Below are 21,743 nucleotides of genomic sequence, written 5' to 3'. Positions count from 1 at the left end.
ATTAGTTCAATTACCGACCTCTCACACCACCGTACGTACGGTTCCGTATACGGCGGTTCGACAACTTAATCACATTGAATTGACTGGAGCGTCTTGGACATATTCATAAGTCCGAGTTGTTCCAGTTTTCTATTAGTTAGAGAATAGCTCAAGGTCTTACTATGTGCAGTTCGCCAGTAGCCCTTTCGGGTACTAGCGAAGACATATGCATCATGCTGGAACAGCCCCAACTTCTGTAAGTTAGTTACCTTAGTTTTAAACTTTTTCCATTGCTTCCAAATATACTGCCTTATTCGGACCCTCAACCACTTGTCAAGGCGTTGAATAAAGTTAGTTAGTTTCCCAATTGAGTAATATTGAAGCCAACCCCGCATTTTGCGATGAATTTCCTCAAACATTTGCTCAATGGATACTCCCCGATTGCGCTTTGTTAACAGCTTTAGTGCTTGCTTAACTCGCTTTTGTGATTGCTTGGCCGGTCGGGCATAGGCACCGTTACGGTCTACACCTAGTGAAAAGCCAAGAAACTTCAATCTTAGGGGACTACCAACTTTAGTTTTATCTGGATTAACTTTAACCTTCAATTGCTTTTCGAGAAAATGGGTAATACTGCGCATTACTCGTTCTCCCGCCCGTTGACTTTTAACATAAATATTACAATCATCCGCATAGCGTACAAAGTGATGGCCACGTCTGGTCAACTCTTTATCCAACTCATTTAGGTAAATATTCGCCAGTAATGGTGATAATGGTCCACCTTGCGGCGTTCCTTTGTCACTCCTAGCGAAAAGCCCATGATCTAAGACCCCGCTAGTCAAAAACTTGCGGATAAGCCTTAGCGTCCATGGGTCATTAATATATTGTTGGAGGTACTTAATCATCAAATCATGGTTGACGTTATCGAAATAGGCCTTCAGGTCTAAGTCGACTACTCTTCGATATCCCTGATTATATAGTTTAACTACCTTTGCGATTGCGTCTTGGGCTCCACGATGAGGGCGAAAGCCAAAACTATTATCCGAGAAAATACGCTCAAAGATAGGCGTAAGAATTTGGGCTACAGCTTGTTGAACCATTCGGTCCACCACCGTTGGTATTCCAAGTCTTCTTACTCCACCATTAGGCTTCGGAATTTCTACCCGTTTGACTGGAGCTGGTTTATACTTGCCCTCACGCAAACTAGCGATCAGTTCCGTCTTATTTTCTCTGAGATATGGCAGAAGGCCATTGACTGTCATATCGTCAACACCTGCTGCTTCTTTATTTCTCTTAACTCGCAAATAAGCCTGGTTCAGGTTATTGCGATCCAAGACCAGGTCTTGGATAGTGACACTCATACCTTTACCTTCACCATAATCGGTACTACGCGCCCTTGTGTACTTTCGGTTTTCCAAACCTATCCTCGACAAGCGGTCAGCTTGTGGTTCTGTTTTCTGCGATTGTCGCACCTGATTACACCTCCGATATAAGTTATAAGTTATTGTCGTTCGGTCCTTCATCTAATTAATTAGACTACTATGACCTCGGCTGACTTCTGGCTTACTCAACACAACATCACTGCTATGCTTGCTTCTGTGGAATTTCATTCATTCCTCTTGTCGGAAACGTGTAGGTCAGATCTCCCCGGGTAAGAATATTAACTTTCGTACCATGTCACCGTTAGCTTTACTGAAAGCAACTTCGAGTAGTATTGGACTTTAGTTTGTCTAGCAACCTTATCCAGTTAATTTCAGCCTTATAGCTACTTCTTGTTCATCGGTGCAGCACTTTGCCTTAGACTTCCTTCAGATTCCACCTCACAGCGGACACCCTTGTCCTCGGCTCATGGTTCCGACTACTACGGCCCATAGTGGACTTTCACCACCTAGCTAATACCCATGCCGGGCGCACTAAAAAAGGATTGACGAAACGCATCGCCAATCCTTCTTTAGTTTCAAGCAGCAGGTAATTTTTTCAATGAATGTTTCAAAATAAACGGCGCTAAGATCGTTGCCAAGATAATAACGGTAATAACGTCTGAATAGTACATCGGCGACATGAGATGCGCCTCGTACCCAATTTGGGCGGTAATCAGGGCCATCTCCCCCCGAGCAATCATCCCGCTGCCGACAACATAGGAGCTCACCATATTGAAGCCGGCAATCCGGGCCCCGGCCCCACAGCCGACCAGCTTGGTCAGGCAAGCCAACACCGTCATCAAAATCACGAACAGCAGGGAACGCTGAATATTATCAAAGCGCATGTTCAGGCCGACGCTAACGAAGAAGAGGGGGATGAAGATGGCATAGCCAATCGGTTCAAAGCTCCGGTCAATCGTTTCCTTCCGGTGGGTATTAGCAACCGCAATACCGGCAAAGAAGGACCCAACCGCCCCACTTAGGCCAACGTAGTGCGCAATTGAGGCCATCCCTAGACAGATAATCATTGCCATAACGGACGGCGCCGACTCGGTCAGCATCTTCTCACTGAGGTGCATTAGGTAGGGCGCCAGCCAGCGGACCAGCAGGTAGGTGCCACCAAAGAATAGGACCTGCAAGCACAGGGCCAGCCAGAGGGGCAGGCTGGTGTGGGCATCGCCACCCTCGCCGTTAATCACACTGATCATGATGGACAGCATCATAACGCCGATGATATCGTCGGCAACTGCGGCCCCGAGGATGGTTGCCCCTTCCCGACTACTAAGTTGGTTAAACTCCCGCAAGACCGCTACCGAAATGCTGACGGACGTGGCGGCAAAAATAACCCCGATAAAGACAGCTTCAGTCTTAGTAAAGCCAAAAAAGTAAGCAACTGGTGACATTACGATGACCGGGATGACGGCCCCCGCCATTGCCACCGCAAAGGCCGGCTTTAAATACTTTTTAAGTTGCGAGAGGTCGCTTTCTAGTCCCGCAATAAACATCAAAATGATAACTCCAATCTCCTGAAACTCGTTCATCATTGAGTTGAGGTGGACCCAGTTCAACATTGCCGGGCCCACAATGATGCCGACAATGATCTGCCCAATCACCTCGGGGATTTCCACCCGCCGGCAGTAGTGGGCAACTATTTGGGTCATGAGCAACAGCCCCGCCAAGGTTGCAATAAATTCCATTTTATTTCCTCCACTTCACTTAGTAACTGAGACTAATGATAGCATAAGTTTCAGCACGAACTAACAAGAAAGGATATAATTTAAAGTGAACTTATTTTTGGGGGAGGCAATGATTTTGCAAAATGCACAACCCATGCGGGCGCGTGACTTACTACGGCGCCCATTCGCCAACCCCTTTCTCAAGCACGTCGGGGCGGGAATCGTGATCGGCTTCTTTATCGGCCTGCTCGTTGGGGCCTTCCGGTGGATCATTGACCATACCCTGGAAGTCCTCTGGTTTATCTATCCCCAGATGGCCCACCACCCTTGGTTGCTCATTCCCTATGTCCTGCTGATGTTTCTCATCGCTGGACTAATTGCCCGCACCATCCAGGGTGAAGAGCTCGACCTTCTCGGGTCCGGAATTCCCCAAATCGAGGCCATCCTATTAGGAAAGCACCAGATGAAGTGGTGGGCTGTCTTGTGGCGCAAGTTCGTCGGTGGTCTCCTGGCAATCTGTCCCGGTCTCTTTCTGGGCCGGGAAGGGCCCTGCATCCAAATGGGCGCCTGCATTGGCGAGGGCTTTTCAGAACGATTCTTCCACCTCGGTGACGACGACCGCCACCTTCTTTTGCAGTGCGGGGCCGCGGCAGGGCTCGCGGCGGCTTTTAGTGCCCCCCTCGAACCGTCTTCCTACTAGAGGAAGTTACCCACGACTTCAAAAATCGGGTCTGGGTGCCCACTTTGGCTGCCTGCATTGCGGCTGACTTTGCGACCTTCCTTTACTTCGGGACTCAGCCCTGCCTGTACTTACCAATCAAAATGAACCTCCCCTTTGCCACCTACCCCTGGCTGCTGATTGTCGGCGTTGTGAGCGGAGCAGGGGCATACGGCTTCCAGTACTGCATTTTGAACCTAAAGTGGTGGTACGGTAAGCTGACCATCATTCCCGACCGCTTACATAGTATCGTCCCCCTCCTCCTTGTGATTCCCGTCGGCCTGTGGAACGCGCAGCTGCTAGGGGGAAGCCACAAGGTAATCCAGTTTTTGAGCGTTATGCCTAATAGCGGGGGCTGGTGGCACTACCTCATCCTCCTGGTTGCCTTCCTGATAATCCGCTTTGTCGGTACCATGATTTCCTACGGGGCCACCGTACCCGGCGGCATCTTCATGCCCATCTTTGTCCTCGGCGGTATCTGGGGAGCCATCTCCGGCCTGCTGATGGTCCACGCGGGCATTCTCCCGGGCGCCTGCTATTTGAACATGATTGTCCTGGGGATGACCGCCTACATTGCCGCTACGGAGGGAACGGCAGTTAATGCTCTAGCTGTTCTAACTCTGAGCCGCCTACATTGCCGCTACGGAGGGAACACCATTTACCTCAATCCTCCTGGCCACAGAAATGATTGGTTCAATCGAACAGATCCTCCCGATGGCAATCGTGACCTTCGTGGCCTACTACACCAGCATGGCCCTCGGGTCACAGCCATTCATCTACGACGCCCTGCGTGAAGAGATGACGTTTGAAAAGTAATGGTAAAGCAGTCGCTGGTTCAAGCATTCGGCGACTGCTTTATTATTTTTTTATTAAGATGATTTTACCTATACCAGTCGTTAGTTTGGGACATGATAAACTCAATCTACAGAGACCAATTATTTAAGGAGGAAACAACATGGGCTTTCTAAAGGGAAAAGTAGCTCTGATTACTGGTGCTGGGCGGGCCGTTTTGAGTGACGGTCGCTGTGGATCGATTGGCTACGGAATCGCCACCGCCTACGCTAAGGAGGGAGCTAACCTGGTACCGGTCGTAACGAAAACAAACTCGCCGCTGCTAAGGACGAGTTAGAGAAGAACTACGAAATTGAGGTACTGGCAGTACCGGCAGACATTAACCCCCAGGCTGATAACCAGGCCGTGGTCAAAGACGTCGTTATAATAAGGCAATTGCCAAGTTCGGCCGCCTTGACGTATTGATCAACAATGCCCAGGCGTCCGCTTCCGGCGTCACGTTAGCGGACCACACCAAGGACCAGTTTGACCTGGCAATTTATTCCGGCTTGTACGCGGCTTTCTACTACATGCAGGCCTGTTACCCATACTTGAAGGAAAACGGCGGTTCAGTAATCAACTTTGCCTCCGGTGCCGGCCTCTTCGGCAACTATGGCCAGTGTGCCTACGCCGCCGCAAAGGAGGGGATTCGGGGAATGAGCCGGGTGGCCGCCACTGAATGGGCCAAGGACGGGGTGAACGTCAACATCGTCTGCCCGCTCGCCTGGACTGCCAAACTGGAACAGTTTAAGGCCGCCTTTCCGGATGCCTTTAAGGCTAACGTCCACGTTCCCCCGATGGGCCACTTTGGGGATGCCGAAAAGGAAATCGGCCGGGTTTGCGTCCAACTGGCCTCACCCGATTTTAAATACATGACGGGAGAGACCATCACATTAGAAGGTGGCCTCGGCCAACGACCATAAATAAAAAATGCGAAGCCCGGGGCCCTTTCCCGCGCTTCGTATTTTCTTACTTTAAATTCAATTCATAGGCTAATCGTTCAGGGTTCTCCTTGTCTTCAGTGACCTGGATAATCCCCCGGTAAACAAAACCGCTACGCTTGGCAACGGCTTGCATCGGCTGGTTATACTTCGACGTATCGATTCGGAAATTGATGATCCCCTGGGCAACCTGCAGGCTTAAGAGGTCGGCCATGAAGATCTTCGCCAGCCCTTCCCCCTGGTATGCGGAACTAAAGCAGATGCGGTGGATCGTGGCATAAGGGGCCTGGTCATTTTGCCATGCCCCGTCAATTTTCTGGTAGGTTGGCTCGGCCCCCACGATCACCGCCGCATAACCAGCAATTTCCTGCCCGTTGATGAAGACAAAGCCGTGTCCCTCCTTGATATCCGTGGCAATATCGTCTTCAGCAGGATAGTCCCCCTGCCACTGGGAACTACCAGCGGCCTTCAGCTGGCTCTTGGCATCTTGAATAATTGACATTATCCGGGATAAGTCGGCCGGCTTGGCCTGACGTGTGTACTTTTGCATTGCTTTCTCCTCCAGTTGAATTTATCCCTATTTTACCCTAATCGGTGCTGCTGTCCACCCCGTTGTGAACTATAACAGAAACGATACCTATCAGAAAGAGATTAGTTAAAAACGTGGATTATTACACTTTTCATCCTATGAAAGATGGGCTTTTCTCTAAGAAAGACGGGATCAGGCCATTTCTCGTTTTTTAAATTTAAACCAAAATGAAGCTGGGAAAAGGAAAAGGCAACCTTCTGAACCTGGAACTAAGAAGATTGCTATTCCTACGATGCAGCGCCTGATTAGAACAATGTATCGTCTTGTAAAATATAACCAAGACTAAGACTATGCGAAAGCTAAAGTATAAGCATTAGTCTTAGTTATTTTTTTACACCCTAACAGTTCTTAACAAATTAAACACCAGAAATGGTAACGAATCCTGCCGGAATTACAGCCGGCTACTGACCGACCACGCCTCGTTGCTCCGCGCTCATCTTCAAGACGCCTCGTTACCTGCCTTCTCTCAACATCAGCAGAGTATACAAATAACCTCCAGAACGGCCAGGCCGGACTGGAGGTCTAATTTTCTTAATGGAGGTTCTTCTTCAATTACCTAAAATGTTAAAAACTATTCAACTGATTCCGAGGCAATGACCAGCATCTTGCCGTCCATTGACCACTCCTTAACGGTTGCCGGGATAATCAGGTGGGTTCCCTTCTTCAGCTCGTATTCCTTACCGTCCACGGTTAAAGTCCCCTGACCGTCAATAATCGACATCAGGGTATATGGACCATGTTCGTGCTGCCAGGTAAGGTGACCATTGATCTCCCACTTGTAAACACTGAAGAACGGTGAATCTGGTTGGGTAATCAGGGTCGTAACGACCGAATCGCCCACCTTTTCCACCGTGCTATTGAGTTGCGGTTCCTTGAACGGTACGGTGGTGACATCTATTGACTGCTTGAGGTGGAGGGCCCGCTTCTTGCCGGTCTTCTTGTCTACCCGGTCGTAGTCATAGATCCGGTACGTCGTGTCAGAGCTTTGCTGGGTCTCTAAGGCCATGATTCCCTTGTTGAGGGCGTGAATGGTACCGGACGGGACGTATACAAAGTCCCCGGTATTAACCGGCTTCTTGCCGAAAAGCTTCCCCCACTCATGCTTTTCAATCATTTCTTTGAGCTCTTCTCGAGTCTTAGCGGTATGGCCATAGGTTAAGTAGGCGCCCGCGTCGGCGTGAATGATGTACCAGCACTCGGTCTTGCCCAGTTCGTGCTCATGCTTCTCCGCGTAAGCGTTGTCGGGGTGCACCTGAACGGAAAGGCTGGCTTCCGCATCCAGAATCTTGGTCAGCAGTGGAAATACTGGTGACTTGGGATTGCCAAAGACCTCCGGGTGTTGAGCATAGACGTCCGGAAGGAGCTGGCCTTTAAACTCGCCATTCTCAATCTCATTAGGACCGTGAGGGTGGCCAGAAATTGCCCAACATTCACCAATTGTTCCTTCAGGAAGGTCGTAGTTAAAATCGGTGGCCAAGCGCCGGCCACCCCAAATTTTTTCATGAAAAACTGGTTTCAAAAACAGTGGTTCTGCCATTTATCTCACGTTCCTTATTAGTATTATTCATATTCAACGGCTCCGCATAAAACTAATTTCCGCCATTGAGTGCTCCAAAAATGTGCAATAAGATGGTAAAACATCATGAGATATTTTTGGTCATTCATCTTTATAATGCCCATTAAGCACGTTAAATGCCTAATCAAGTGGTTGCTCAAGTTGTAATCTTAGCGCTCCGTCCACTTTACCGGGACTGGGGTGCTTTTTCTGTTGAGAAATTCAATGATAATGTCGATGCACAAGCGAACACCCAGTTTTAGATTTCATATTAAACAAAAAAGGACGCCTATTAAGCGCCCCAACCGGTTCGGCTCAAGTAATCAACTGAAGCCATTTTGCACACCGATGTAATTCTCTTGATACAAATATTATACCATTAATTCAGTATGAAACAATTAATAAGCGCACCGAGAGTCTAATCAGCTATTACTAAGCGCAAATTTGGAGGTGACTCCCTTGCATTGGTGTGTAATTCTCTTGATTGTGCCCAGTAAGCACGTTAAACGCCTAATTAAGCGGTTGCTCAGGTAGTGACCCTAGCGCTTCCATCCCCCTTATTGGGGTTGGGGCGCTTTTTAGGAACTGTAGAAATCGTAGAAAAAAATGAACGCCCTTATATCAGCGTTTAGAGCACTCTTATTCATGGTCGAAAAGCATTAAAAATTAAAGCTGTGGGAAAACTATTTCTCACTAACGGGCAAGGCCGATGATGAACGTTCTGTTCACCGTCTTTTTCGCTAATAAAAAGGGACGCCTATTAAGCGCCCCAACCGGTTCGATAGTGGAGAGCTACCTCACTATCATTTTGCACACCGGCCTTATAATCCTGATATATGTATTATACCACATTTAAGGCATGGTACAATTAACATTGCACATCGGGTGGGCAGCTCCCATTTAAACCATGTGCAATGGGAGGTGACTCCTGTGGGACATTGGTTCCTTATAATCCTGATTGTGCCCAGTAAGCACGTTAAACGCCTAATTAAGCGGTTGCTCGGGTAGTGACCCTAGCGCTCCGTCCTCCTTATCGGGACTGGGGCGCTTTTTAAAAAACCGTGAAAAACAAAAAGAGAAACACCCTTATATCAGCGTCCTCCCATTTCACTAGAGCTACCTAGTGATATCTCGATATAAGGTTTTATTCTCAATTGCCCTTTTTATAAAAGTATAAGCAATCAATTCTGCCGCGAGTTCTTAAAATTACTGACTTGACCATTATAATATGACCTGTCTAAGCCCCACTAAGCAAATACCGATAGATTGTCTTGCCAAATAATTATGAGTCCTTTATTCTTTAGACAACCTATGTGATACTGAAAGCGTAGGAACAAGTTTATAAGGAGTCTTTAATTTATGAAAAAAACAATTGATGTTCCACAGGTTCGTGATGGCCTCTGGCTTGACTCTGACATCACCTACACCCAGGTTCCCGGCTGGCTCGGCAAGACCACTCGTGACCTGAAACTATCGGTTATCCGTCACTTCCAAAATGATGATGGCAAGCGTTATCCGGTTATCTTTTGGTTCGCCGGTGGTGGGTGGATGGACGTCGACCATAACGTTCATTTGCCAAACCTGGCCGATTTCGCTCGCCAAGGCTACATCGTGGTAGGGGGTCGAGTATCGTGATAGCAACAAGGTTCAGTTCCCCGGCCAACTGGAAGACGCCAAGGCAGCCATCCGTTTTATGCGGGCCAATGCCGATCGTTTCCAGGCGGACCCTGACCGCTTCGTCGCAATGGGCGAGTCAGCGGGTGGCCATCTGGCAAGCATGCTCGGTGTCACCAACGGTCTTAAGAAGTTTGATAAGGGAAATAACCCCGATTACTCAAGTGCGGTCCAGGTGGCCGTTCCGTTCTACGGAGTTGTCGACCCCTTGTCCTCCAAGGAAGGCAGCGCAAGTGACGACTTTGACTTTGTCTACCGCAACCTGCTGGGAGCAGAACCTGAAGAGGCACCGGAACTTGATGCCGCGGCCAACCCGCTTAGTTACATTGATTCCAAGACGGTTCCTTTCCTGATTCTCCACGGGACGGACGATGTCGTTGTCCCAATCAAAGATAGTGAAAAGCTGTACAACACCCTCGTTGCAAAGGGCATCCCGGCCGATCTTTACGAAATCAAGGGCGCCAATCACATGGATGCTAAGTTCCTGCAACCACAGGTTTTCGACATTGTTGGTAAGTTTCTTCAAGAGCACTTGCAATAAGGACCAGTAAGTAACTTATTGTAATATCGTTAGCAACAAGAAGTATAAATAGTAACACTCGGACTGTCTCCCCCTTTCTGGAGACAATCCGAGTGTTTGTGTTTATGAGCCAAGAGCTGCCTGGTGATCCAAAAGTAACCTTCTTTTGTTAAAGCCGTCTGGCAGAGTTGAACTGCCGTGTCACCCTTACCATGGATGTGCTCTACCTATCTGAGCTAAGACGGCACTTAAATTATAACCGAGGTTAATCAGCCAAGGCAAGGCGGCCATAAAAAAAGCGAAACTGGGAAAATATAGTTTTTTCTCAGCCTCGCTTCGCGCTTATCTAACAACGTTTAATCCTTATTTTTCTTTGCTAAGAATGAGTGTCGAACGCCGTAACTAAAGTAAATGACTAGCCCAAAAACGAACCAAATTCCGGCATATAGCTTGGCCTGGTAATCCAGCCCCATGAACACCAACAAGGCTGCCAAAAAGGCCAGCGCTGGCATTACCGGGTAGAACGGCATCTTAAAGGACGGGTCCGCAATGTCCTTACCTTCCCGCTTCCGCAGGGCGTAAATTCCTAGGGACACAAACATGAAGGCAATCAGTGTCCCAGCGGAAACTAGTTGAGATAAGAAGGCAAATGGGAAGAAGGCAGCAATCACAATGGCCACAATCGTCAGTGTCCAGAGGGCTCGGTTTGGCCGACCCGCCTTATCCAGCTTACCAATCCACTTCGGCAACATCCCGTCACGGCCGAATGAGTAAATCAATCGGGAACCAGCCAGACTCATCCCAATCAGAGCGGTGAACATCCCCACAACGGCGATTGACTGAACAACCACGGCCACGCCACCGTGACCAGCGGCCCGCAGCGCTAACCCAATTGGTTCGGCACTGTTAGCGTACTTACTGTAAGGGAGAACCCCCATTAAAACCATGGCAACGGAAACGAAGAGAACCACGGCAATCAGCAGGGAACCAAGAATCCCCCGTGGCATCGTCTTTTGTGGGTTGATGGCTTCCGCCGAGTTAGCAGCAATGGAATCAAAACCGATGTAGGACAGGAAAATCATCGAAACCCCAGCATAAATTCCTTGCCAGCCACCAAACGGACCGTTAGCCATTTCGTGGTACTTCGGGATAAATGGTACGTAGTTGCTGGTCTTAATAGCTGTCAATCCCACAACAACAAAGAGCAGGATGGCGAAGACCTTCAAACAAACCAAGAGGGTCTCCACCCGGGCGGCCTTAGAAGCCCCGTGGGCAATCAGGATTGCCACCAGGGCGATGACAATAACTGAGATCAGGTCAACGACCCCACCTTTGGTCCCAAAGGCGTTGGATAAAGACGCCGGTAGCTTGATTCCCGCCGGGGCGAGCAGGGCCCGTAAATTAGCCGAGAGCCCGGCCCCAACGAAGGCTAAGGCAATAAAATATTCTGCTAGCAGAGCCCATCCGGCGATCCAGCCGAAGAACTCTCCAAAGACAACGTTAATCCAAGAATACGCCGACCCGGCAAATGGCATGGCCGCCGCCATTTCAGCGTAGGCAAATGCCACCAGACCGGCAACAACGGCAGCAATGACGAATGAGATAGCTACCGCTGGCCCCGTATGCATCGCTGCCACTTCACCAGGAAGAGTAAAAATGGAAGCCGATACAATCGTCCCCACACCGAGGGCGAGGAAGTCCCGAACTTTTAATGATCGCACTAAATGGCCATCTTTATTTTCATAAACGCGCGGGTCCTCTTTTCGCGTGATTGTTTTCCAAAAACTCATAACTCTTCCTCCTTTAATTAGAAATATATTAGAATTATAATAAAAACTTTAATTTATTTTACCAACCGTTCTTCCCGTGGTCAAATATTAATTTTATTTGTAAGCCTTTTCGCTTGATAGCAGGGGCCGGATGATATTTCAGGGAAGCCCGACAGACCGGCAACCAGGCCCTAATGAATAAAAATTAATTTTTTATTGAAAAAGGTACTAATAATTCACTAATTTGAGGGGTAAACTGGAATTAATTAGTTCGTTTGGAGTGATGCTTAATGCTTAACAATCAAGAAATTTATGACGCTATTAAGACAATGCGGCACGAGTACCCTGCTGCCGGAACCACCCTCTATGCCGACACCCACTTTCACTTCCTTTTGGCCGTCATCCTTAGTGCCCAGTCAACCGACCAGTCCGTCAACAAGCTGACACCGGCCCTGTTTGACCGCTTTCCAACTCCCCAGGACCTGGCAGCTGCCGAACCGGATGACGTTGAACCCTACATTAAACGGCTAGGTCTCTACCACAACAAGGCTAAGTACCTAGTCAACTGTTCACGGAAGCTGGTCAGCTCCTTCAATGGCCGGGTTCCTCGGACCCTGAAGGAGCTGACCTCCCTACCCGGGGTCGGACGCAAGGTGGCCAACGTCGTGATGGCCGAGTGCTTTGCCATCCCCGCCTTCCCGGTCGACACCCACGTCAGCCGGGTGGCTCGCCGGCTGGCAATGGTCCCACCCAAGGCTACCGTTCTGGCGATTGAAAAACGATTACGTGAGGCTGTTCCTAAGGAAAAGTGGCTGGATGCTCACCACAGCATGATTTTCTGGGGTCGCTACCGGTGTATGGCCCGCAATCCCCGCTGCAGCGACTGCCCCCTTCTCCCCATCTGCGTGACCGGGCAGCAAAACGTAATCTAAGAAGTTCATCCGCCAATCTTATCCTTTATCCGAAAAAAGAACTATAATAAAAGTGTTAGCGCTCACAAACTTGATAATACTCACATTTATTTAGGAAGGCGAAGACTATGGCTAAAGTATATTTATCGGCAAAGTTACCAACGGTTGCAACGAACCTTTTGCAGGAGGCGGGAATTGGCTTTGCTGTTTATGATGGTGATGGTTTGATTACCACTGATGAATTAATCAGTCACATTCATGACTGTCAGGTCCTCATTACTCCCCTCTCAACCCAGGTCAATAAAGCGGTTATTGATGCGGCCCCCCAGCTCAAGCTGATTGCCAACTTCGGAGCTGGCTTCAATAATATTGACGTTAAGTACGCCCGAGAAAGGGGGATTGATGTTACGAATACCCCATTTGTCTCATCGACCGCCACGGCAGAAGTTGCTTGTGGACTAATGATTGCCTTGATGCGCCGGATTGTTGAAGGTGACCACCGGATGCGGACAATCGGTTTTACTGGTTGGGCACCACTCTTTTTCCTCGGCTCCGAACTTGCTGGCAAGACCCTCGGCATCGTCGGTCTCGGCAGCATTGGTCAGGCTGTCGCCAAGCGGATGCACGCCTTTAACATGAAGATTATTTACACCCAACGGCACCAGGCAAGCCCAGCAGTTGAGGCCGCTTGTTCCGCAGACTATGTCAGTCTGGACGAATTGTTCAAGCAGGCCGACGTGATTACCCTGCACTGCCCACTAACTGATGAGACGCACCACATGATTGACAGCGCCCAGCTGGCGAAAATGAAGAAAACTGCCGTCCTCATCAACTGTGCCCGGGGCCCCGTAATTAACGAGGCGGCTGTTCTCACGGCATTACAAAAGAAGGACATTGCCGGCGCTGCACTCGACGTTTACGAACAAGAACCAGAAGTCGATGACCAGTACAAAAAACTTAGTAACGTTATCTTGACACCCCACATTGGGAACGCCTCAATTGAAGCTCGGAACGCAATGGGCAAGATTGTGGCCAACAACGCGATTGCTGCAATTAAAGGAACGGCAATCAAGTACATCATTAATTAATTTAGGATTCTAAAGAAGCTGGGAAAAAAGCATCAGAGCGCGCCTTTGGCTAGTATAGGGCGATCGTTGGCACGGAACGGGCCGGCGTTTGTCCGTAATCAATGGACTTGCTGCGCGGCGCTAGACACTAGGAGCGCGCTTCGAAGCGGAGCAAGCCTATTGGTTTTTCCGCGATTACTGTGTAATAACATTCGGAGAATCGAGTAGGAGATAATTGATTAGTTCAATTATCGACCTCTCACACCACCGTACGTACGGTTCCGTATACGGCGGTTCGACAACTTAATCACATTGAATTGACTGGAGCGTCTTGGACATATTCATAAGTCCGAGTTGTTCCAGTTTTCTATTAGTTAGAGAATAGCTCAAGGTCTTACTATGTGCAGTTCGCCAGTAGCCCTTTCGGGTACTAGCGAAGACATATGCATCATGCTGGAACAGCCCCAACTTCTGTAAGTTAGTTACCTTAGTTTTAAACTTTTTCCATTGCTTCCAAATATACTGCCTTATTCGGACCCTCAACCACTTGTCAAGGCGTTGAATAAAGTTAGTTAGTTTCCCAATTGAGTAATATTGAAGCCAACCCCGCATTTTGCGATGAATTTCCTCAAACATTTGCTCAATGGATACTCCCCGATTGCGCTTTGTTAACAGCTTTAGTGCTTGCTTAACTCGCTTTTGTGATTGCTTGGCCGGTCGGGCATAGGCACCGTTACGGTCTACACCTAGTGAAAAGCCAAGAAACTTCAATCTTAGGGGACTACCAACTTTAGTTTTATCTGGATTAACTTTAACCTTCAATTGCTTTTCGAGAAAATGGGTAATACTGCGCATTACTCGTTCTCCCGCCCGTTGACTTTTAACATAAATATTACAATCATCCGCATAGCGTACAAAGTGATGGCCACGTCTGGTCAACTCTTTATCCAACTCATTTAGGTAAATATTCGCCAGTAATGGTGATAATGGTCCACCTTGCGGCGTTCCTTTGTCACTCCTAGCGAAAAGCCCATGATCTAAGACCCCGCTAGTCAAAAACTTGCGGATAAGCCTTAGCGTCCATGGGTCATTAATATATTGTTGGAGGTACTTAATCATCAAATCATGGTTGACGTTATCGAAATAGGCCTTCAGGTCTAAGTCGACTACTCTTCGATATCCCTGATTATATAGTTTAACTACCTTTGCGATTGCGTCTTGGGCTCCACGATGAGGGCGAAAGCCAAAACTATTATCCGAGAAAATACGCTCAAAGATAGGCGTAAGAATTTGGGCTACAGCTTGTTGAACCATTCGGTCCACCACCGTTGGTATTCCAAGTCTTCTTACTCCACCATTAGGCTTCGGAATTTCTACCCGTTTGACTGGAGCTGGTTTATACTTGCCCTCACGCAAACTAGCGATCAGTTCCGTCTTATTTTCTCTGAGATATGGCAGAAGGTCATTGACTGTCATATCGTCAACACCTGCTGCTTCTTTATTTCTCTTAACTCGCAAATAAGCCTGATTAAGGTTATTGCGATCCAAGACCAGGTCTTGGATAGTGACACTCATACCTTTACCTTCACCATAATCGGTACTACGCGCCCTTGTGTACTTTCGGTTTTCCAAACCTATCCTCGACAAGCGGTCAGCTTGTGGTTCTGTTTTCTGCGATTGTCGCACCTGATTACACCTCCGATATAAGTTATAAGTTATTGTCGTTCGGTCCTTCATCTAATTAATTAGACTACTATGACCTCGGCTGACTTCTGGCTTACTCAACACAACATCACTGCTATGCTTGCTTCTGTGGAATTTCATTCATTCCTCTTGTCGGAAACGTGTAGGTCAGATCTCCCCGGGTAAGAATATTAACTTTCGTACCATGTCACCGTTAGCTTTACTGAAAGCAACTTCGAGTAGTATTGGACTTTAGTTTGTCTAGCAACCTTATCCAGTTAATTTCAGCCTTATAGCTACTTCTTGTTCATCGGTGCAGCACTTTGCCTTAGACTTCCTTCAGATTCCACCTCACAGCGGACACCCTTGTCCTCGGCTCATGGTTCCGACTACTACGGCCCATAGTGGACTTTCACCACCTAGCTAATACCCATGCCGGGCGCACTAGAAAGAGGCTGGTGAGAAAACCAAAGTTTTCTCCCAGCCTCTTTCCTACGATTAGTCAAGAGTAAATATTTTGAAAATGAGCGTATACTAAACTGACCTGATTTTATTATAATGCTGTCCGAATTCCCATAACAATGATGAAGGCCCCCATGAAGAGCTTGACAATTCGGGCGCGGTTTGGTTTGGCCGTCATCCATAGGACTACCGGCGGTGCCAGGAAGGCCCCTACCAGTGAACCAGCAATCAGACCGCCCGCTGCGTGCCAATCGATGCTGCCCCCGCTGATGTGCAAGAGGGCCCCCACAATCGACATCCCTACTAAAACGTAGGATGAGGTGGCGGACGCTTCGGCCATCGAAGCCCCCAGAAGAAGGAGACCGGTGGTGATTGGGCCCCCTCCACTCAGACCGGCGATACCAACCATTAGGCCCCCCATGATGCCGTAGAGGACACTCGCGGTTTTAGCTGATATCCGAGCCGCCTTCTTGCTGTCGGTCTGCCGATACACCTTGTAAATCAGCTGAGCCCCCAGAAAGGCTAAGATTAGTCCAATGATGATTTTATAAACCCTTTCCGGAAAGAATGGTGAGATGAAGAAACCGACAAAGATGCTGGGGATAGCAGCAATCATCATCCGGTTGCCTAGGCTGAAGTCAATCAGCCTCCGACGGTAGTAGGACCAGGCCCCCATAATCAAAGCTGGGAGGGAAGTCACAATCGACGTGGCGGCTGCGGCCCCCGGTGATAGTTGAAAAATCGCCGTCAAGACACCGAGATAGATTGCGCCGCCCCCGCCGCCAAGCGAGATTACAAAGATACCGACTGCTAAGCCGACAATCACCATCAATAGTATGTTCCCCACAATTGGGTCCCCTCCTTATGCATTTTGTCTCCGTAAGTGCTGTAGTCCAAAGGTGATAATGAACGATCCCATCAAGAAGACGATAACAATCCAGTACGGGTACTGGTAGTTGATATCCAGTAGGGCCCCCGAAATCAACGGGCCGACGATGTTGCCGACACTAGTCAGCGACATGTTAACCCCATTTAGCAGCCCCTGATTGTCCTTACTCATCTTCGTCAATAGGGTCGTGATCGCTGGCCGTAACATGTCGAAGGCTTCAAAGACGACCAGGGTGGCCACAATCAGCTGCCAGTGGGAGTGGTCGTAGATAACGAAGACCGTTCCGATGGCGCTGGCAAAGAAACAGTAACGAATCACCCGGATTTCACCCCACCATTGTACCATCCGGTCAAAAAAGAAGACCTGGAGGATTAGGGAAATGATGCCGTTCAAAGTCAATACTAGGGCGATGGACTGGAGGTCAAAGTTGTGAACCTCGTTAACGTACAGGCTGTAAATACTCTCGAATCCCGCCAGGCCAAACGACATGATGAAAATCATCAAAAATAGGGTAACCATCACCGGAGAAAGGAGCTTTTTAATCTGGACCCAGCCACCGGACAAAAGGTTGCCTTCCGGGTTGTCGGTCGTGCTTTTGAAACGCTCATCGCTATCGCTTGGCAGCAAGAACATAGCAACGAGGGTACTGATAATACCTAGAATGCCGGCAACCCAGAAGGGAAACTTGTAATTAATATTAGCCAGGATGCCGCCAAGCCCGGGTCCCAAGATTAGGCCCCCACTAAAGGCCGCTGATAGCCAGCCAATTACCTTAGCCCGGTCCTTAACACTCGTCAGGTCTGCTGCCAAGGCCATTGAAGTGGGGACGAACATCGCTGCCGACAGGCCGTCAACCGCCCGGGAGATGTCGAAGAGCCAGAGCTGGTTGGCTAGGGCAAAAACAAATTCGGCTAGGGAAAAGATCAACAGTCCCCACACCAGCATTGGTTTCCGGCCCATCTTGTCAGAGGTCTGCCCGACTACCGGAGAAGCCACGAACTGGACAAAGGCAAAGAGTGACGACATGACCCCCATGTCGAAGGCTGAAAAATGGTATTCATTCTTGATAAACGGCATTACCGGGAAAATCAGGCTCATCCCCAAGCAGATCAGGAACTCACAGCAGATAACCACAGCAATGATTTTCTTCACTTCTCTTGTCATCGATAATATTTCCTTTCATTAGTGGTGAGACAAAAGAAAAGCGGTGTCGCATGAACGACGCCACTTTCCGTGTGTTTAATGGTTAGTATAACATTATCGACCCTAATGTGCTAGTTTTAAGCCTTCTTATTAGCCTCCAGGCTTTCTTGGTACTTTTCCTTGATGAAGTTAGCGGAAGTCTGCAGCTTATCAAGTTCTTCGTCAGTTAGGTGGAGTTGTACTTGTTCTTCGATTCCGTTACGGCCGACAACAGCGGGGTATGAAAGGTAGCAGTCGTATTCTTCACGGAAATTAGAAACCGGCATAACGGTGTGGGCGTCAGAAAGGATGGTATTAGCCAAGCGAACAGCCGCAGTGGCAACCCCGTAACTGGTGTACTTCTTACCAGAGAAGACCTTCCAGCCCCCCATCCGGGCTTCGTGGTCCAGTTCGTCCAGGTCTAAGCCGCGCTTCTTTGCCAGTTCAGTGATTGGCTGTTCCAGAACACGGACAGTCGACCAGGCCGTAAATTGTGAGTTCCCGTGTTCACCAAGGTTGTAACCCTCAACGGAACGGGGGTCAACGTTAAGGCGGCTAGCCACGGCACGCTTCATCCGGGCGGAGTCAAGCAGGGTCCCGGTGCCGATTACCTGGTTCTTTGGCAAGCCAGTCACGGATTGGTAAATGGAGGTGATAACGTCGACGGGGTTGGTGATGGCAACGATTTTGCCGTTGAAGCCACTCTCCTTAATCTTCTGAGCAACCTTTGGAACCGCGTCCCGGGTGAATGGCAGTTCCGCAAAACGGTCGGCGTCTGGGTTGTCCTGGAGCTTGATATTCCCCAAGGCAGACACGATGACGTCCGTATCCTTTAATTGTCCGTAGTCATTGACGTAAATGTTGGTGTGGTGAAGAAGGTTCGCCATGGCGTCCTCAAAGTCCAAGGCGTCAGCGTTAACCTTCTTTTCATTAGTGTCAATTAAAACCAGGTCGTCAGCGAAACCGTTAGCAACGACGTAATGTGCCACCGTTGAACCAACGTGTCCCATCCCAATTACGGCAACCTTTCGTGTCATTATTAAGACCCCTTTTATTAATCTAAGATGTGATTATTTCTCATTATATTTTAATATAGCATACTAGGTTCGCCTTGACCAGGGAATTTTAAAAAAACTGATGAGGCTCAAAGAAAGAGTCCCACCAGGTAAAAGCGGTCAATTAAGTTTTATTTTCAAGTTTAGGCGTCTTCGCCAGCAACCTTAACGATGGCCTTGGAGATGTTACCAAGCTTACCACTAACGAAGTCTTCAACATGGGCGAAGTCCAAAACGTTGGAAATCAGTGGCAGTGGGTCAACATCACCGGATTGCAGCAGAGCGATTGAATCTTCGAAGGTGTATGGGTTAATGAAGGAACCTTGGATGTGCAGTTGCTTCTGGTAAACTTTGTAAGTGTTAACCTTGAATTCAGAGTCAGGATTACCAACACCGAACATCAGAACTTGGCCACCACGACGAGCAGCTTCAACGGCTTGTTCCTGTGTCTTTGGCAGACCAACGGCTTCAACAACAATGTCGTAGCTGTCTGGCTTGATAGCGTCTGGTTCCTTAATGTTGTTGATCGTCTTGAAGCCAAAGTGCTTCTTGTTGTTTTCCAGCTTTTCATCAACGGTCCCGGCCAAGGTAACTTCCTTAACACCACGGGACTTCAGGATTTGGGCAATCAGTTGCCCTTCAAAACCATCACCAATGATCAAAGCAGTTTGGTATGGGTGAGTTTCCAGCAGGTCAACACCGTGGGCAGCACAGGAAATTGGTTCAATAACCGCAGCAGCTTCCAAAGAAACGTTGCCCGGAACGTGGTAAACAACTTCTTCAGGGGCAGTGAAGAATTCAGCGAAACCACCATCACGGGTAACACCAACGGCATCCAGGTGTTCACAGAGTTCTGGACGAGAAGTCCGGCAGTAGAAGCACTTATGGCAGTAAATGTTCGGGTCAACGCTTACCCGGTCACCAACCTTGAAGTTTTGAACATCGCTACCAACAGCAGCAATTACACCGGAGTTTTCGTGCCCTAAAACAATCGGTGGAACAGCGTCAGCAGAACCTGGTAGGCCATTGTAGAGGGCCTTATCAGTTCCACAAATACCAGCCCAAGCAGTGTGGACCAGGACTTCGTTTGGCTTAACTTCTGGCTTCTTGTAGTCGTTCTCAACTTCTAACTTCTTGACACCTGTCATTACTAATGCTTTCATGATTTTTCCTCCTTAAATTAATAGTAGCTTTTAACCCTTGACAACTTCACAAAATTCAATGGTTTCATCGTTTGGTCCCACGATGTTGAAGTACTTAATGCCGTGCTTCCAGTAGTCAAGGTGTTGGACTTCATCTTCCTTGATGTTGAAGCCCTCTTCCTTAGCAGCCTTGTACATCCTCAACGTTCAGTGAGATATGATTGATGGCCCCAGTCTTGTGAACAGCCCCATCGCTGTCCCAGATTTCGAGCATCAAGTGGGCGAACTTCATGAAGACCACTTGGTGTCCCTGGTTATCGGTATCGAATTCTCCTTGCTTCTTGAAACCTAACTTTTCCCAAAAAGCAATTGTCTTCTTTAGATCATCAGTTGGGATTCCCACATGTGCGATATCATCAAAATAACCGGCAAGACTTTTATTAAATGCCATTGCCCGAAGCCTCCTTGAAATTTATCTATTTCCTTTCGACAACTATTATGATAGGGCTTACATTTATATCTGTCAACCGGTTAATGTCTATTAAAACGTTTGACAATGAGGTATATTAAGCGGTTACCATATCAAAAAGTTGCCCATCATCCATTCGGCGAGTAAGGGATTGCCGCTATCACTTTTTACCTTTTTACTAGTGGTAGATTGTAAAATTTAAGTTGAACATTTAAGTGGACAGAAAAACCCATCAAGGTCTTTAATGGCGTTACCGTACAATCCATTAGAAAGAAGGACCTTGATGAGCACCACTATTTTATCATTCCAGAACCGTGTTGTCATTGAAACGCTTCATAATGAAGGACGTTCCTTGCGATACATCGCTAATTACTTAGGCTTTAGTAAAACCACAGTCTTTAACGAACTTCACCGGCTAAATAGTGAGTACTGGGCTGAGCTAGCGCAAACTGACTTTGAACGCAAGGTTAGTCAACGGGGGCGGAAGTCTTCGCTCACTAAAAACCTTAAACACTTGATCGAAGAAAAGATTCAAGTCCAGAAGTGGTCCCCTGAACAAGTTGCCCATGTGGTTGGGATTGCCTACAAGACGGTCTATAACTGGATTGATCAAGGATGGCTTGATATACAGTTGCCCGATTTGCCTGATCATGGAATGCGTCGTCATCGTGCTAAAGAAAAGCGTGGTACGTTCAGTCACGGCCGCTCCATTGAGGAGCGGCCTCATAAAGTCGAAACTCGCCAGGAATTCGGCCACTTTGAAGCTGATACTGTACTTTCTGGCAAACGTAAAGGTCAAGCTGTGGCTACTTTTGTGGAGCGTAAGAGTCGCCTGACAATTGTTAAACGGCTCCATGGTCGCGACAGTCAGTCCATGACTCAAGCCGTACTTGAACTAGCTAGTCAACTTCAAGACAAGCTCAAGACGCTTACCGTAGATCATGGTAAAGAGTTCGCTAACTACCAGGCAATTGAGCAGCGAACTGGTACTCCGGTTTATTTTGTCCATGCTTATTCACCACATGAACGCGGTGGTAATGAGAACCGTAACCGAGTTTTACAACGCTTTATTCCCAAAGGCCAAGCCATTGAAGAGTTAAGCGATCACAAGCTGATTCAAATTAATTGGTATTTGAATTCCCGGCCACTTAAATGTCTTAATTGGCATACACCAATTGAGATCTTCTTGCTTAATCTACGTCACTAAATTCGT

General features: G+C 48.2%; 15 protein-coding genes, 1 tRNA gene and 3 pseudogenes. 7 read left to right on the top strand and 12 right to left on the bottom strand.

The window, feature by feature from the left end:
* Nucleotides 1-65 precede the first annotated feature (65 nt).
* Together ltrA (KZE55_RS01685) and KZE55_RS01680 are read right to left on the bottom strand one after the other, a co-directional pair.
* Nucleotides 66-1,448 carry a group II intron reverse transcriptase/maturase gene (gene ltrA, locus KZE55_RS01685; RefSeq protein ID WP_222258754.1) on the bottom strand — a complete coding sequence of 461 codons (1,383 nt, stop codon included), beginning with the start codon at nucleotides 1,446-1,448 and terminating at the stop codon, nucleotides 66-68.
* 485 nt (nucleotides 1,449-1,933) lie between these two features.
* The gene (locus KZE55_RS01680) at nucleotides 1,934-3,094 is read right to left on the bottom strand and encodes a cation:proton antiporter (protein WP_222258752.1); all 1,161 of its coding nucleotides are present in this window, start codon (nucleotides 3,092-3,094) and stop codon (nucleotides 1,934-1,936) included.
* Between the two features lie 109 nt (nucleotides 3,095-3,203).
* Between KZE55_RS01680 and KZE55_RS10415 the strand changes: the two are divergent.
* From KZE55_RS10415 to KZE55_RS10190, 3 genes and pseudogenes are all read left to right on the top strand, one after another.
* Nucleotides 3,204-4,607 (top strand): annotated as a pseudogene (locus tag KZE55_RS10415) (ClC family H(+)/Cl(-) exchange transporter).
* A 139-nt stretch (nucleotides 4,608-4,746) separates the two neighbouring features.
* Nucleotides 4,747-4,920, top strand: a complete 174-nt coding sequence (locus tag KZE55_RS10195) for a hypothetical protein (protein WP_261313279.1) — start codon at nucleotides 4,747-4,749, stop codon at nucleotides 4,918-4,920.
* Between the two features lie 124 nt (nucleotides 4,921-5,044).
* The gene (locus tag KZE55_RS10190) at nucleotides 5,045-5,545 is read left to right on the top strand and encodes an SDR family NAD(P)-dependent oxidoreductase (RefSeq protein WP_261313278.1); all 501 of its coding nucleotides are present in this window, start codon (nucleotides 5,045-5,047) and stop codon (nucleotides 5,543-5,545) included.
* A gap of 46 nt (nucleotides 5,546-5,591) precedes the next feature.
* Here the strand turns inward: KZE55_RS10190 and KZE55_RS01665 are convergent, their stop codons facing one another.
* On the bottom strand, nucleotides 5,592-6,113 hold the full coding sequence (locus KZE55_RS01665) for a GNAT family N-acetyltransferase (protein WP_222258750.1): 522 nt from the start codon (nucleotides 6,111-6,113) through the stop codon (nucleotides 5,592-5,594).
* Between the two features lie 610 nt (nucleotides 6,114-6,723).
* A complete protein-coding gene (manA, locus tag KZE55_RS01660; RefSeq protein WP_222258748.1) occupies nucleotides 6,724-7,689 on the bottom strand; it encodes a mannose-6-phosphate isomerase, class I in 966 nt (321 codons plus the stop codon).
* A 1,377-nt stretch (nucleotides 7,690-9,066) separates the two neighbouring features.
* Between manA and KZE55_RS01655 the strand changes: the two are divergent.
* A pseudogene (locus KZE55_RS01655) lies at nucleotides 9,067-9,922 on the top strand (alpha/beta hydrolase fold domain-containing protein).
* Nucleotides 9,923-10,074: 152 nt separating this feature from the next.
* Here the strand turns inward: KZE55_RS01655 and KZE55_RS01650 are convergent.
* Together KZE55_RS01650 and KZE55_RS01645 are read right to left on the bottom strand one after the other, a co-directional pair.
* Nucleotides 10,075-10,147: transfer RNA gene (locus KZE55_RS01650), tRNA-Thr, on the bottom strand.
* Nucleotides 10,148-10,257: 110 nt separating this feature from the next.
* Nucleotides 10,258-11,691, bottom strand: a complete 1,434-nt coding sequence (locus tag KZE55_RS01645; RefSeq protein WP_222258746.1) for an APC family permease — start codon at nucleotides 11,689-11,691, stop codon at nucleotides 10,258-10,260.
* Between the two features lie 269 nt (nucleotides 11,692-11,960).
* On the opposite strand from KZE55_RS01645, the gene nth reads away from it, so the two are divergent.
* Nucleotides 11,961-12,602, top strand: a complete 642-nt coding sequence (gene nth / locus KZE55_RS01640) for an endonuclease III (RefSeq protein ID WP_222258744.1) — start codon at nucleotides 11,961-11,963, stop codon at nucleotides 12,600-12,602.
* A 107-nt stretch (nucleotides 12,603-12,709) separates the two neighbouring features.
* Nucleotides 12,710-13,669, top strand: a complete 960-nt coding sequence (locus KZE55_RS01635) for a 2-hydroxyacid dehydrogenase family protein (RefSeq protein ID WP_222258742.1) — start codon at nucleotides 12,710-12,712, stop codon at nucleotides 13,667-13,669.
* 282 nt (nucleotides 13,670-13,951) lie between these two features.
* Here the strand turns inward: KZE55_RS01635 and ltrA (KZE55_RS01630) are convergent, their stop codons facing one another.
* The 6 genes and pseudogenes from ltrA (KZE55_RS01630) to KZE55_RS01605 all read right to left on the bottom strand — a co-directional run bounded on the left by ltrA (KZE55_RS01630) (nucleotide 13,952) and on the right by KZE55_RS01605 (nucleotide 20,512).
* Nucleotides 13,952-15,334, bottom strand: a complete 1,383-nt coding sequence (gene ltrA / locus KZE55_RS01630; protein ID WP_222258740.1) for a group II intron reverse transcriptase/maturase — start codon at nucleotides 15,332-15,334, stop codon at nucleotides 13,952-13,954.
* 550 nt (nucleotides 15,335-15,884) lie between these two features.
* Nucleotides 15,885-16,640, bottom strand: a complete 756-nt coding sequence (locus tag KZE55_RS01625; RefSeq protein ID WP_222258738.1) for a sulfite exporter TauE/SafE family protein — start codon at nucleotides 16,638-16,640, stop codon at nucleotides 15,885-15,887.
* A 15-nt stretch (nucleotides 16,641-16,655) separates the two neighbouring features.
* A complete protein-coding gene (locus tag KZE55_RS01620; protein WP_222258736.1) occupies nucleotides 16,656-17,846 on the bottom strand; it encodes an MFS transporter in 1,191 nt (396 codons plus the stop codon).
* A gap of 116 nt (nucleotides 17,847-17,962) precedes the next feature.
* Nucleotides 17,963-18,901, bottom strand: coding sequence for an L-lactate dehydrogenase (locus KZE55_RS01615; RefSeq protein WP_222258734.1), 939 nt, complete (start codon nucleotides 18,899-18,901; stop codon nucleotides 17,963-17,965).
* A gap of 161 nt (nucleotides 18,902-19,062) precedes the next feature.
* Complete coding sequence (locus KZE55_RS01610) at nucleotides 19,063-20,082, bottom strand: zinc-dependent alcohol dehydrogenase family protein (protein ID WP_222258732.1); 1,020 nt, start codon at nucleotides 20,080-20,082, stop codon at nucleotides 19,063-19,065.
* Between the two features lie 30 nt (nucleotides 20,083-20,112).
* Nucleotides 20,113-20,512, bottom strand: a pseudogene (locus tag KZE55_RS01605) (VOC family protein).
* A 301-nt stretch (nucleotides 20,513-20,813) separates the two neighbouring features.
* Here KZE55_RS01605 and KZE55_RS01600 point away from each other — a divergent pair.
* The gene (locus KZE55_RS01600) at nucleotides 20,814-21,737 is read left to right on the top strand and encodes an IS30 family transposase (RefSeq protein WP_222258730.1); all 924 of its coding nucleotides are present in this window, start codon (nucleotides 20,814-20,816) and stop codon (nucleotides 21,735-21,737) included.
* Nucleotides 21,738-21,743 lie beyond the last annotated feature (6 nt).

It is taken from the genome of Limosilactobacillus panis, from assembly GCF_019797825.1.
Taxonomy (GTDB): Bacteria; Bacillota; Bacilli; order Lactobacillales; family Lactobacillaceae; genus Limosilactobacillus; species Limosilactobacillus panis_A.
Note: the sequence above shows the minus strand (reverse complement) of the source record. Positions and strands in the feature narration are given on the sequence as shown.

Excerpts from the sequence above, each read along its gene's own strand:
- nth (WP_222258744.1), top strand. The coding sequence starts at position 11,961 with ATGCTTAACAATCAAGAAATTTATGACGCTATTAAGACAATGCGGCAC.
- manA (WP_222258748.1), bottom strand. The coding sequence starts at position 7,689 with ATGGCAGAACCACTGTTTTTGAAACCAGTTTTTCATGAAAAAATTTGG.
- KZE55_RS01680 (WP_222258752.1), bottom strand. The coding sequence starts at position 3,094 with ATGGAATTTATTGCAACCTTGGCGGGGCTGTTGCTCATGACCCAAATA.
- KZE55_RS01635 (WP_222258742.1), top strand. The coding sequence starts at position 12,710 with ATGGCTAAAGTATATTTATCGGCAAAGTTACCAACGGTTGCAACGAAC.
- KZE55_RS10195 (WP_261313279.1), top strand. The coding sequence starts at position 4,747 with ATGGGCTTTCTAAAGGGAAAAGTAGCTCTGATTACTGGTGCTGGGCGG.
- KZE55_RS01620 (WP_222258736.1), bottom strand. The coding sequence starts at position 17,846 with ATGACAAGAGAAGTGAAGAAAATCATTGCTGTGGTTATCTGCTGTGAG.
- KZE55_RS01615 (WP_222258734.1), bottom strand. The coding sequence starts at position 18,901 with ATGACACGAAAGGTTGCCGTAATTGGGATGGGACACGTTGGTTCAACG.
- KZE55_RS01600 (WP_222258730.1), top strand. The coding sequence starts at position 20,814 with ATGAGCACCACTATTTTATCATTCCAGAACCGTGTTGTCATTGAAACG.
- KZE55_RS01645 (WP_222258746.1), bottom strand. The coding sequence starts at position 11,691 with ATGAGTTTTTGGAAAACAATCACGCGAAAAGAGGACCCGCGCGTTTAT.
- KZE55_RS01610 (WP_222258732.1), bottom strand. The coding sequence starts at position 20,082 with ATGAAAGCATTAGTAATGACAGGTGTCAAGAAGTTAGAAGTTGAGAAC.
- KZE55_RS01665 (WP_222258750.1), bottom strand. The coding sequence starts at position 6,113 with ATGCAAAAGTACACACGTCAGGCCAAGCCGGCCGACTTATCCCGGATA.